Source organism: Nostoc sp. NZL (assembly GCF_015714705.1).
Classification (GTDB): Bacteria; Cyanobacteriota; Cyanobacteriia; order Cyanobacteriales; family Nostocaceae; genus Nostoc; species Nostoc foliaceum_A.
On record NZ_WBKL01000216.1, the window covers coordinates 22,680 to 35,976 of the forward strand.

At 38.0% G+C, this 13,297-nt stretch carries 8 protein-coding genes and 2 pseudogenes; 1 reads left to right on the top strand and 9 read right to left on the bottom strand.

Annotated features, from left to right (window positions below):
• Positions 1-444 precede the first annotated feature (444 nt).
• Positions 445-604: pseudogene (locus F8R90_RS33280) on the top strand (IS66 family transposase); the annotation flags it as partial.
• Positions 605-694: 90 nt separating this feature from the next.
• Here F8R90_RS33280 and F8R90_RS32370 read toward each other — a convergent pair.
• From F8R90_RS32370 to F8R90_RS32410, 9 genes and pseudogenes are all read right to left on the bottom strand, one after another.
• Positions 695-873 (bottom strand): annotated as a pseudogene (locus F8R90_RS32370) (glycosyltransferase family 1 protein); the annotation flags it as partial.
• A gap of 91 nt (positions 874-964) precedes the next feature.
• Positions 965-1,975: an NAD-dependent epimerase/dehydratase family protein gene (locus tag F8R90_RS32375; protein WP_196514149.1), complete on the bottom strand. Its 1,011-nt coding sequence runs from the start codon at positions 1,973-1,975 to the stop codon at positions 965-967.
• Between the two features lie 410 nt (positions 1,976-2,385).
• Positions 2,386-4,263: a hypothetical protein gene (locus F8R90_RS32380; protein ID WP_196514150.1), complete on the bottom strand. Its 1,878-nt coding sequence runs from the start codon at positions 4,261-4,263 to the stop codon at positions 2,386-2,388.
• 68 nt (positions 4,264-4,331) lie between these two features.
• Positions 4,332-5,666 (bottom strand): phthiocerol/phthiodiolone dimycocerosyl transferase family protein, encoded by a 1,335-nt coding sequence (locus F8R90_RS32385; protein WP_196514151.1) that lies wholly within the window; start codon positions 5,664-5,666, stop codon positions 4,332-4,334.
• Positions 5,667-5,848: 182 nt separating this feature from the next.
• Entirely contained in the window at positions 5,849-6,154 is a 306-nt protein-coding gene (locus F8R90_RS32390; RefSeq protein ID WP_196514152.1) for a phosphopantetheine-binding protein, read from the bottom strand.
• A gap of 209 nt (positions 6,155-6,363) precedes the next feature.
• Positions 6,364-6,651: a 2Fe-2S iron-sulfur cluster-binding protein gene (locus F8R90_RS32395; RefSeq protein ID WP_012408027.1), complete on the bottom strand. Its 288-nt coding sequence runs from the start codon at positions 6,649-6,651 to the stop codon at positions 6,364-6,366.
• A gap of 53 nt (positions 6,652-6,704) precedes the next feature.
• Positions 6,705-8,003 (bottom strand): hypothetical protein, encoded by a 1,299-nt coding sequence (locus F8R90_RS32400; RefSeq protein ID WP_196514153.1) that lies wholly within the window; start codon positions 8,001-8,003, stop codon positions 6,705-6,707.
• Between the two features lie 18 nt (positions 8,004-8,021).
• Positions 8,022-9,680, bottom strand: a complete 1,659-nt coding sequence (locus F8R90_RS32405) for a PfaD family polyunsaturated fatty acid/polyketide biosynthesis protein (protein WP_196514154.1) — start codon at positions 9,678-9,680, stop codon at positions 8,022-8,024.
• A 275-nt stretch (positions 9,681-9,955) separates the two neighbouring features.
• A complete protein-coding gene (locus tag F8R90_RS32410) occupies positions 9,956-13,285 on the bottom strand; it encodes a PfaB family protein (RefSeq protein WP_196514155.1) in 3,330 nt (1,109 codons plus the stop codon).
• Between the last annotated feature and the right edge of the window lie 12 nt (positions 13,286-13,297).

The following is a 13,297-nucleotide window of genomic DNA, read 5'->3' on the forward strand; positions in this document are numbered from 1 at the left end:
CTCTTCATCAGAACAGATTCGGCGTTCCTCAGGGCTTTACCGTACTAGCCGTAGGCTATAATCGAGTAGCAGCTAGAGCTTCTACATTCTTTATCCGTCATCCTTTTTGAGTTTTTTAACCTGATAATGTAAGGTTTATTGAAATTAAAGTACCGCGATCGCTTTGATTTTTGTTACCGTAGATTCTCTGAAATGAACCATTTACATATATAAATGCCTTCACCAAATCACGGTAATATTTCGTTTATATAATGTAATTCTTATAGACTGTACTAAGTAAATTTACTAAAAATCGCTTTCAAACTAATATAATTTTTATTATGTAGTATACAGATATTCTCTTGACTACTGGACTTGCTGCTTGAGCCTAGTATCAAGTTAAAGGTAAGGATTCAGGTGGCAGAGTATTGACAAAGGGGACACTTGAGGGGGAGTATCACAAATATAAACCAAAACCTGCCGTACTGTTTTAGACCGAGAAAGCTTGAACCAGTTATCAAAAGAAGAACTGGTAGAGATAATTATTGAGCAGGGCAAGGCAATATGTGAGTTACAGAAAACAATCTTAGAACTACAGCAAGAAGTAGAACAGTTAAAGGTATCAGTTGCCAATTCCGATTTCTGCTTGTTTACTGCTGCTGACACTCGTTCTAGAGCCGAATTAGAAACAATTTTAGGGACTAAATATACTTAACATGGGGCGATCGCGAACTTCTTTGGGGTATAGCTCATTGACTTCAGGATGGATTAGAAAGACTTCATGTCCTTGCTGTAGCAACCAGCGAACCCGCTGGTGTACTCCCATAGAAACCCCCGACATGAACGGAGCATATAATGCTGTAAAATCGCAATGCGAAGAGGTTGTTTATTCATGGTCTAACACTTGATATCTATGGATAATGGTCTAACACTTGATATCTATGCATGATGGTTTAACACTTGGTATGAAAACTTTCTAAATCCACTAAGGTGATTCAATTATTTTTTGAATGTCTGTTTTTCTCAGCCATTCCTGTATGCGCTGCATCCCCTCTTGTAAATCAATTTTTGGTTTGTAGTCCAAAATTGTTTCTGCTTTAACAATAGAATAAGCATAGGGGCGAGTGATGAAATCTATAGATTCTGGCAGAATATCGGCTTTCTTGCCAAATAGTTTTTGTCCTTGGGAACGTAGTTTTATCAGAAGTTTAAGTTCATCTTTTGGCAGAGAATTAGGCGCAGGCACACCTGCTATGTCTACCAAATAAGTAAAATATTCTTTCCAAGATGTTTCTTGTCCATCAGTGATATTAAATATTTCACCATAGGTTTCTTTTTCAATCGCCAAAAAGATAGCATCAATCAAGTTATCTACGTATACATGATTGATAACTCCCCTCCCATCGTTGGCATAGACAAATTCTTTTTGGCGCATCATCAGAATGGGTCGGACTATCCAGGGAATACTTCCTGGGCCATAAACATCACCTGCTCTAATGATGATGAGGCCAAAATCTGGCGGGGAATTCAGTTGTAATATTGCTTCTTCAGCTTCTATTTTTGTCTGACAGTAAGGATTATTTTCGCCAGACAACGGCCCAGATTCTGTGATGCGATCGCAATAGTTGAAACCATAGACCATACCACTCGAAAGATGCACAAAGTTTTTGACACCAGCATTCTTAGCAGCTTTAGCTATATTGACAGTGCCCCTAACATTTACCTCACGAAAATGGTCAATTGACCCACCTTCTTTAGCTAGTTCAGCCGTATGTGCAACTACATCTACTCCCTGACAAGCCATTTGGGCAGCAGCTGGATTAGTAACACTACCAACAATCACCTCAACACCGAGTTTTTGCGCTTTTTTAGCTTTATCTGGGGAACTTTGCAGTCCACGGACTTTCATTCCCTTTGCTATAGCTAACTCAGCAAAACGCAAGCCGATAAATCCATTAATTTCTGTGATGAGAAGAGTTTGGTTTTCGATGTTCACAGATTTAATCTACCACTGTACTATTGGTACAAATTCAGGTGTTTTATCCACTTATTACATATAGTCAAAGTGGTTTCAATACTAGCTATAAATCTCATTCGCTTGTGATTTATAAGCATATTATGACAGCGCGATACTCAAATGCAACTCAAATGCAACTCATACGCAACTTGATCAATACTTGAGTAATTTTTTGTAAAAATCAAAAATTCATCCGTATAAAAATGCTAGAAATAACGCTCTAGCATTTTTATGCGAATGACCTAAGCTTATTATTGATTAAATGCTTCAGCTTTGCTGTCTCATGCGCTACTCTTAAAGCTTGCTACGCGCACGTGTTCCGCAGCAAAGAGAATCATGCTTTCCAATTCTTGGTTAAACAGTGAGAATTAAAAGCCTCTTTCACAAATTTAGATTTTGCATTCTTCTAGCTTCGATTTCAGAGAAGCGAAATGTTTTCCACCTAGTTCAACTTGCCCATCTGTACAGCCGGCTTTCAATCTTTCGACTAGATAATCCAAGTCATTAGCTATAAAATTTGTCCCATGATCTGGTTCTATCAAACTAACTAGAGATATGTTTCTTGCTTGTTGTTCAGCCAAACTAGAAATACCTAGAAAGTTGAATACACCAGATTCATAGGTTCCACAAGGTACTGAAGGATTATTTACCCCAACACAGTATTCATTTGGTTTAAACCAATCAAATGCTGGGTAGCCGTGGAAATGGACAATTGGCGCACCATTTTTAATTAATTCTGGTGTATACAAAGCCGCAGAGAGGCTAATCGCAAGCATGACATAAATATCATAAGAAGGTTTCATATCTGCTAACTCCGAACGAATCACTTTAGGTAGTTGCAGATATAGCTTTTCTTTCAAACCAATTCTGATAATATCGTCAGCGATATTCAAGTCTGTTTTATTTGACCCTGAACGAGAACTTACAAGCCAAATATCTGGTATTTGCCTAAATACATATTTTTCTAGGATTTTGATTTTGGCATAGCGCCTACCTTTTTCATTTTGACGAAGTTCGTTACTACTAAATCCTTTAACAGGTAATAGACCTTCCCACTCATTTTCAGTTACTTCTACATCTCCAAAATATTGTGGAGGTTCAACATAAGCAACAAAGCCATAAGAGACACCTGTCCTACCATTTATGATGACGCTGACAATATCTCTATGGGATTTTCTTTTAATCACTTCATCCAACTTAAAGCCAGGAGGGAATAAGCCTGTGGATGCCAATTCCTGCCCCAATTTCACTAATTTTACAGCATAGCTAGATTCTTGAGGATTATACTGTCCTATCTCAAATCGACTCAATAAAAGTGGGGCGATTGGCACAAAAACTTTAGGAATTAATGATTTTAAAACAAACCGTTCTATCTCATTTTTCGAGAAAATAGAGTCTGAAAGATTCATGTTTAATATAGAAATTTTATCAGATGATACTCCAATAACAATTTCTGAAAACGTTCTGATTAAAGTGTTTAAGCCAATATTGATTTTTTGTTTATACGGAATCAGAGGGTTGATAAAATCATGGTCTATTTCAGTAAGTACAATTACTTGAGTTTTGCTAGGATTGTCAACGTACTTAGCTGCATGATCCTCAGCCCAACTGCTCAATCGAGCCATTTTTATAACAGGTATTTTGCGACCATTTAAAACAAATTTAGAATAAAATTGATAGAGAAGCTCTGCTGCAAAAATACCAGCTTTTCTTAAAATAGAAGGAGGTATTTCTACATCAATAATTGCATTAACTTCTGATTTAACTCCCTTAAACTTAAATTTTTTATTTTTGTTAATTATCGGAATTGTTAAGTCATAGTTAAATTCTGCGATCGCTTCCTCCCAAGATAAAACTTTGACCCCATAATCTCTCAACTTAACTTCCAATTCTTGGCGAAATTTCCGAATCTCTTGATTTTTGTAGCTATTAGGCAAAGGTTTAAATGTAACTATCAGCTTTTGAGCCATAACTTTAGGATCGATAATTGGCGGCTTATACTCTACAGATGATTGCTCTGAAAATCCACCAATTAGACGACCAATAGTCTGTAAATTGAGTCCTTGACTTAAAGGGACAGAATCTAAATCAGTCGCGACATCCATCTCGTGTAGAAATGCCACAATCTCCGCTTTGCAAGCAACTATTTCTGCTTGCATTTCTAATGTGATTATGCCTTTGGGTGAGCGAATCTTTAATTTGTCGTTATCAACCCACAAATGAACACCCTGTTGAGTAAGGTTTGCTATAATTTCTGATGCGTTCATAGTTTCATAATCTCCTAATTGTTTCAAAGTATTGATTTTTAAGAATATCAAATGAGCAATAAATATGCCTATTTGTACGTTAAAGAAGAGTCTAAATCCAAATTGCAAATTTCATGAATATAAGACATAACATTGTTGACAAGAAGCTCCATAGTGCTTGGGCTAATTGAAGGTTGAGAAAAAACAAAATTTAACAGCATTTTTCCTTGAAAAGTTGATGCATGGATAACAAAAACACCTGCATACAAAGCATGGGAGCCAGCGAAACTAATTTCTTCTAGTTCAAATTCACCATAATGTTTGGGAATATTTACTTTACCAACATTAGAAACAGATACTGTGGCAGCTACTTGCTTGGGATAGATAAAACAAAAATCTATGAGATGCTTGGCAATCAAAATCATTTTAAAGAGATCACCGGATTTTTTACTAACTTCTAGTTTTTGTTTCACCTCACGGGCTAATTTCCAAAAAGAAGTGTTTCTCCCTATAGTATGAAATGCCATAATAGAGGAGGCTAATACAGCCATCTGATCATCACTGATTTCTGGTTCCAGATGTCTCCTCAAATCAAAATATGATAGGCAGTTTACTCGTACTTTTTTTCTATTACCTTTAATTATTTTTGTTCCTATTGTAAACATCAGCACAGCACACAAAGCACTATGCACTGTTGTATTTTCTTGCCGACAATGATTTACAAACTTTTGGGTTAGGTCTTGGTCAAGTTGTCTGTGAATAATATTGCAACTACGCTTTGCAATGGATACATACTTTTCAAAACCTAATGTTTTTGGCCGATTCCAGATTTTTTGCAACCCAAGCTGCAATAAGAAGATAATGCTATTTATCCTACCCCTGAATCCCTTAGTCCATTGGGGCATTAGTTCTTCGATGGGTGGAAGTGGAGTTAAGCTAATAAATGGATTAATTGGTTCGCCGGACACAATTTTTTGACAACAAGTCAATATTTCTGAGTGAAGTTGGATGGATGATAAACCATCTGCGATCGCATGGTGTATTGTTGTAATTAGATAACTTATATGCTCATGACCCAAGAGATGAACAAGAACAACTCGCAGCAAACCTTTGCTACTATCAATTCCGTTGTTCATTTCTTCATCAACTACTTCTTGCCACTGCTCATTGTCTAACTTTTTGACAACGCGTAAAGCAATAGTTGCTGTTTTTTGACTTTGAAAGATCAGACTATTATTATATTTGACAATTCGAGAATTTAGACGAGGGTGGCGACATTGAATCACGTCTAAAGCCTGTGTTAGAGTTTCTTCACAGATATAGCCCTTGATGCGACTAATAGTTACTATGTTCCAGGTTTTAGCACGGCTATTTAAGATTTCCATAGCTTGCTCAAGGTGTCCCAGCTTTCTGTTGTAAATCATATTTACTTTTGGTTCCCTTTAATGACTGTTTATTTGCAAGCTTAGATCTTGATTTAGGTTGTAATTATTGTTCGATAACCTGCAAAATCTTTTGAGTAAGCCTTGCTAAAAACCTGGATATCTTCATAGTTTCAAACTATCAAAATCTTGTGTTGCAAACTATTCAATAACAACTTTGATGTTCAAATCTCAAAAATCTCTGATTGCGAAGCTTTAGATTCTTCGGCTAAACGCTGGGATAGAGTTGCAATAGTGGGGTAATGCCACAATAAGATTGGAGATAGTTCAAAACCAAACAACTTCTCAGCTTTGCTAACAAGAAACATTGCCTGCGCTGACTCTAAACCATAGCTATCTAAAGGCTGACTGACATCTATATCCTTGGGTTCAACTCCTAGCTGCTCTGCAATATGAGATACTAGCCAAGCTTGAATTTCTTCTGCGGTATAAGACTGCTTTTTAGTTGCCTCAGGAGTAGACTGACTCATTTACACACCTCTGAAGTGAAAGGAATAAGATATATAGCATTCCTAAATAGGATATGAACAAGCTATAATTTTTGTTCACAGCCTAGATAGGATTGCTATACTGGCTAAAATTTTGAAAAGTTTAAGGTAGGAGATATTAGAAAAAGTTTTAACTTTTGCTACTGCTGCATATCTCCTAAGCGCATATCGAGCTACGTGACATTAATCAATTAATCAGCCACCCGAATGCGAATATCACCCTGCACTACGCATTGACAGGCTAGGCGAACATTGGGATTATCTGGAGCCAACACATCAAGTAAAATCTGCTCCTCATCCATCACAGGAGTTAGATTTTCTATCCCACTTACAACTTCTATAAGACAGGTTCCGCAAGCAACACAACGACAACCAAATAAAATTGAACTAGGATGTTCATCACAAATCTTAGTTAAGCGTTGGTTTGCTTCGACTTGAAGTGTTTTTTGGTCGTCTTCAAAATGAATAGATACTATCATTTCTAAACTCACTAGTGTCAGGAAAGAGGGTTAGCAGATAGATTTAGCAACCCTTAGGCTACTTCAACAACTTTTTGAATTTCCTTAATTGCCAAAGCATCCTTGTAACGCTGATAGCGATTACCTAGCTTACTTGTATTTAACTCCAATCCCAGTGCCTTTATCAGACGCTCTAGCTGCTGAGATTTGTATTGCCAACTCTTCTGTTCCATGTAACCAATTATATTGCGCCACTTTGAACTCACCTGTCTCCAAGAATTAACTAATTGATTTATATCCACTTGCTTATCAGCTAATTCAGGATGGCGCAGAGACATACTTAGTGAGTTCAGCCCAACTCTAATATCAGTTAGCATGATTCCTTGCACAGTGAGGTCTAATTTCTCCAAATAAGTAGTGTAACTAGCACTAATATAGTCTTCCACAATTAGCTGCATGAAATATCGAACGAAATCTTGAGCCTCTGGAGGAGCTACCCTATACAGTTCTACTCCTAAATCAAAAGATGTTGTGTAATGACGTGCTTCATCTGTTAAGTGGCCTTGATTCAATTCAAAAGCTAATGGTTCATAATCAAACTTTTCAGGTGAATCAAATAAATAGGCTTCGCTTTTTTTTAACTCCACGTTAGCCATGTACCGATACAGCAGAGTTAAGCTACCCAAACCACTTTCTTGAACTCTTTCGGCGGGTAGCATCCTCATGGCATCCCCAATCATGAACCTTAAATTTCGATATGTAAAATTTTGGCCTCGTTGCTGCGTCTGTTCTACAATCTTTTTAAGGAAGCTTTTACCCTTTTGAAGATTCAACAGAGTTTCATTTAAATCTTCATCAAAAGTAAAACGGGTATCGAAGTTTTCAAAATCTGATTGAGGTATTGCACCAACAGAACCATAGAAAAAACCAGGCTCATCAAAGGAGCTTTGAATTCCTATTTCTCGGCAGACCATACTATATACGGTTCTAAAAGACCAAATATGATCCATTTCTTCATTAGTTTCCTGGTGAAGAATCATAAACTCGTCCGAGTAGGAAGCAAAAACTTTTTCAGCAATACTCATATTGGACATGAGAGACTGATATTCGCTATTGGCAACATACTTGTAGAAGTTAGCAAAAAATGTCGCAGATAAAATTGACATTTGACGAGCATTGAAGGAAAGTAAATACTCACAAATCGGTACGGGTAAGGGAAGCATTCCCGGATGAGAGTAGAGTTTTTCTCCTTTAATTCCCTGCTTGCTCATGGCGATAGCGACAGGCTTTAATTCTAAAGAATGAGTATGTGCCTGCTCGAAAAGCTTATTTTGAATTTTGGGAATTCGGTTATCAATTTTAACAGTATTCATGTAATTTTCCTCCTTTAATTAAAATGTAGCTGGACGATATTCGCTGTAATAAGCGGGCATTTGTAAGCCTTGAATCTTCAAACTTTGTATCCGGTATAAAAACGCCGCTCCGGTCATAATATGGTTAGCAACATCAACAACCTGACGATTATTTGATTCAGATAAGTAAGAACCTCTAACCCAGTCATTGAAACTGCCCATAGCAGGGCCACACCAGATTTGATAATCCATTTCTCTGCCTTTTTCCCCAAAGTTAGACCAACGGGATGATAATCCCAGATACCAGCGGAAAATTAGAGCCATCTTCAGTTTGGGGTTGTTAATAGCTTTGGTTAATTTATCGGGATTGCGTTGAGATAAATAAGTAACTGTCTCTTCCCAAACTGCTTCTAAGCTCTTTCTCAAAACTTGTTTTTCTAATTTCTCTCTTTCTGCTAGCGGAATATTTTCAATTGAGTCATAGTTTTTATATAACTCAAACAATTTTTGTGCTCGTAAAGGAAAGAGAGTTCCTCTTTTGAGAACTTGGAGTTTTACCCCCATTTCAAACATATCTGCCGCCGGAGCCATCATCACATCAGCCATCTCGGCTTGAGCTAGCAAATGTTTAGTATGTTGAGAAGTTCCGGCTTCAATACAAGACTGGTTAATTGAGCCGGTTACAACATAAGCAGCCCCCATCATAAAGGCAGCTAATGCTGATTGTGGTGTAGCAATTCCTCCTGCTACTCCAACTCTGACAGGTTTTTCATAAGAAAATTTTCTTTGAATTTCATCTCTCAATTCCAAGATGGAAGGCAAAAGACAAACCAAAGGACGATTATCTGTATGACCTCCAGAATCTGCTTCGACAGTAATATCGTCAGCTACAGGAATTTTTTCAGCGAGGGTTGCTTGTAATTCGCTAATAAGACCTTGCTCAACTAATTGTTTCAAAATTTTGGTGGGAGCAGGTTGCAGAAATTTGATTGCAACTTCCCTCCGAGAAATTTTGGCAATGATTTTATTTTTGATTTCGATTTGATTGGCTGCATTTAAACCAAGTCCAGCAGCGCGGTAGTAAACAATGTTGTCAGTCAAATCGAGAAAGGCGGAAGCTTCGATTGTTCTTACCTGATATTTAAGATACAAATCAACAACACCGCGTTCAATAGCAGGTTCACTGGGACTGTGGAGTAAGTTAAATGCGTAAGGCCCTTGGGGTAAAGCTTGTTGAATACGGTTAATGGCTGCTTCGACGCGAGCAGGAGATAAGCCACCAGCACCAAATGAACTTAAGATTCTCTCTTTTCCAAGGGCAATTACCAGTTCTTCAGAAGCAATCCCTTGAGCCATTGCGCCCGTCGCATAAGCATATTTTACACCATGAAAGTTAAGAAAACTTGGATCGCCTAATTGTCTAATTGACAATGGTGGAACAGCTATTAATATTTCTGCCTGTCCAGTTATTTCTTGGTTGTAAGGATATAAATAACCTTCGTTGGTTGCGCCTATTTTTCCTTCAACTCTAATAATATAACAAGGTTTTTCTAAATTTAGCAACTTAGATTTTATACCTTTTTCGTGAAAAGAAACAGAATCTAAAGCACCTTGCCAAACTTGATTTTGGTGGTAAATAAAGTCTGACACTTTAAGGTAACTACCATTGTTATTTAGTATATTATCTGCGCCAATCATATTTTTAAACCTCCAGTTATATAGAAGGGTTTACCAGATAATGTTTGAATAATTTACAGGAGAATTTCTATCGGTTCCCTGTGAGGTTGCTTCTGAACAAGGGGATTTTGTCGTTACAAAGGAAATGAGATACTTGTCATTGGGCTGCGGCCTCCAGAATTAGAGGCAGCAGCCCCCTAGTATGGATTTTCAGCTTGAGGTTAAGAACGAGGCTATATCTACGCCAGTAATTATTTGTTCAAATAATCTGGGTAGTTTGCTGCTTTAAATGATTATTATTCAAATAACTTTTGATAACAAGCTATTTGCAACTGAATTATGGCGCTAATTTGCTTTAGCGACTCCTGTCGCGCTTGTAAAAAAACAGCGTGGGTTTTGGTCATACGGGCAGCATTTTCACTTAGCTTTTGATAGTAAGGGCTGTGTAAATTCAGAAAATAGGGTTCGTCAACAACACTGCCAGTTGTCAAACTAGGAGTCAGAACGAATTGATTATTTTCCTGTTCTGTTGCCCAAGTTTCATTAACTTGTGTTTCTACAGTTTCATTGCGCTCTTGTAGCAATAACTGAGTAGGTTCGCTGCCATTTCTGCCATTTATGAAGTTAACTTGCTCTTGGAGAATATCTAGATTTCTGGAGGTATTTTCAAGGCTTTTTGTTGGATTTGGAAGCAAAGAAGAATTCATTTGTGCAAATTCCTTTAATTCTGATAGTTGATATTGCTGCTGATTAACAGGTTTTACGGGATCTCCAAAAGATATATCTTGAAGTATTTCTTGTTTTTTCTTCTTTAAAGGTGTGTAACTAATCTTGCTATTTTGCAAGGTTATAGTTCTCACGTTAGACTGGCTTTCATTGGAAACTTCTGGTTGTTGAGAATATAATGGTGATAAATCTAGTTCAACTCTATGGCTAAGGAGTTTTGCTAAGGCTTTGATAATAGAAGCATGATCGTCTACACCTCTTTTATTAAGAGATACTGTGATCTGTTCTTTTGCCTTGAGGGTTTTATCAATCCATCTGGAACAGTTACTACCAGCACCTACTTCGATAAATATTTTGAAGCCATCTTCATAGACACGGTTAATTAGCTGAGGAAAATTAAGCTGTTGACAGATGTTTTGAGCAATATTGCGAGCTATTGAATGACTGTCGAGGTCAATTGGTTTATACTCGGCTGTGGAATAAAAAATAGTTTCTGATTTATTTTGGCTAGGGAATGTATTTAATCTCACAAGTTCATGGTATTCAGAGCGCATTGCCTCGCAATGGATGACATGGGTGAAGGGAGCCAGAAAAGCATCACAATTTAGATTGGCAATTACCCGCTTACAAGCTTCTATCTCACCAGCAATCACGACTTCTTCTGGAGTATTAATTAAAAGTAAATAGACGCGATCTTCATCTTGGATGGCTTCCTGAACACGAGATACTGGACACACAAGAATATAGTTGCGCCAAAAATCTCCGCTTTTATCATCCTCTCCTTGAGGTAATCCCCAATACTCGCGCACAGCATTTTTGGAACCAGATAGCCTTGTCTTAAACAGAGGAGATGAGTTAAAGCTCTTACTATTATCTAGAAACTCAGTCCAGACACCTTGAGCCAACATCATGCTAATCTCGCCCAAGCTATAACCAAAAGCACATTGGGGCTTGATCTGAAAATAATTGCTCAGAGTTGCCGTCAAAAGTGTGGCAAAGAGCATTTCTAATTCGAGTATTGCTACTGAATCCTTAATCAATTCCTTTTCAAGGGCTTCCAGTTGCCTATTTGAAAATTTTTCTAAACTTCGAGGGTAGACAAGTTTTTCTATATTCGCGAGACGGTTGTAACCACTTTTGATGAGCAGATGATCGTAAAGTTGAGGAAATAAACGAAATAGATTCCGACCTATTCCGAGATAAGCACTAAAGGCTGCTGGATAAACGAAAGCGATTTTACCTTTTTGCCCAAGTGGTTTTGCTGTAAAATAGCTGCCTAGAGGAGTTTGCCAGTCTTTACCTGTCTTGAAGGCATCGGGAATACCTTTGAGGGAATGCTGAATTTCCCGCTGCAATTCATCTTGATTGTGTCCGAGAATTGCCACAGCATAAGTTGCGTTTTGACGCTGTTGAAAAGTTGCGAAAGTTTTACTAGCAGCGGCAGATAGAGAAGAACAATCTGCGATAGTTTCTTGAAGATTGCGGATTTCGTCTAATAGAGTTGATTGATCATCAGCTGCGATCGCAAATACATAATAACGCATTTGCTCTAAATATCTGCTGCTGTGATCTTGCTGATATAGTTCCTCTGACAAAATTAAATGTGCATAACTTCCATCTATCTCCATCCCGTTAATCGCAGCTATTCTTCTAGTGGCTCCTTTTTCTAAAAACCAGGGTTTTGATTCAGAAGCCACATAAAAAGGGCTATCTTTCCAAATTTCTGGTATTTTGGGGCCAGACCACTGGGGAACTGCGGGGATGTAACGGTGATATAGGCAAAGTGCTGCTTTAACCAGACTAACTATCCCCGATGCAGCATAAGTATTACCGATATTGGCTTTGACACTACCGATCGCACAAGTTAAATTTGGTTCAGATGTACGATAAGCTGTGAGCAAGCCTTGAATTTCTGACTCATCTTGCTGAGGAATTCCACTACCAACAACTTCCAAATAGTTGATATCTCTTGGTTTGATATCCGCTAATTGAAAAGCCTGTTGACAAACTTGTGTTACCGCTTCAGAATTTGAAGCTGTAGCAGAGTGAATTTCAGATTTAGAATTTTCCACAAGACTAAGAGCGTCAATCGTTGCATATATGCGATTGTTCTCTCGTTTTGCTGTGTCGTGAAGCTTCAATACTACAGCCGCCGCACCCTCGCCTACTATCCAGCCATTGGCATTCTGGTCATAACTGAGAGTATTCACACCTGTGTTAATTTTTGCTATTTGATTTCGTTGTAAAATACTAGCGCCATCTCCAGCAAGCTCCATTGCACCAACCAAAACGGCATCTACTTCTCTGATTGCGAGTAGCTTTTGTCCAAGTTCCAAGGCTTTGAAAACAGAATTTTGTTCGGCAATTAATGTGAATGTCGGTCCAGCAAAATTCCACAGTTTGGAAATATAATCAGCCAGACTATTTTCGATGTAGCTGGGATATTCTTTGTCTTCTAGTTGCTCTTTTTCTTGATGTAGAGTTAGTTCTTTACTAGCAGCAATTATTATTGCTATTCTCGTGCCTTTATGAAGTGCCGCATCTTTCAGAGCATTATCAGCTACCTGAAGCATCAACAGTTCTTGAGGGTTAAAATTGTCTACTTCTTCTGGTGGGATTTCCAAACGGAAAGCATCAATTTCAAAATCTTTAATGTATCCACCTAATGGTACTACACCGTCGGCAAAACCATAGTTTTTCAGCAACTGTTCTTGTGCTTCTATTGCTTGCGTAGGCGTAGCCCAACCTAGGCATCGCTGAGGAGGTATGGAAATAAAATGCTGAGTTCCTTCATAAATACTACGTTCAAAGGCATCCAATCCCTTGCAGCCGCCACCCAAATAGCAATCCATCCCTACAACCGCTATTTTAGGAATTTTCTTTTGTGCAAATTCTTCCATTACCTACCTCCT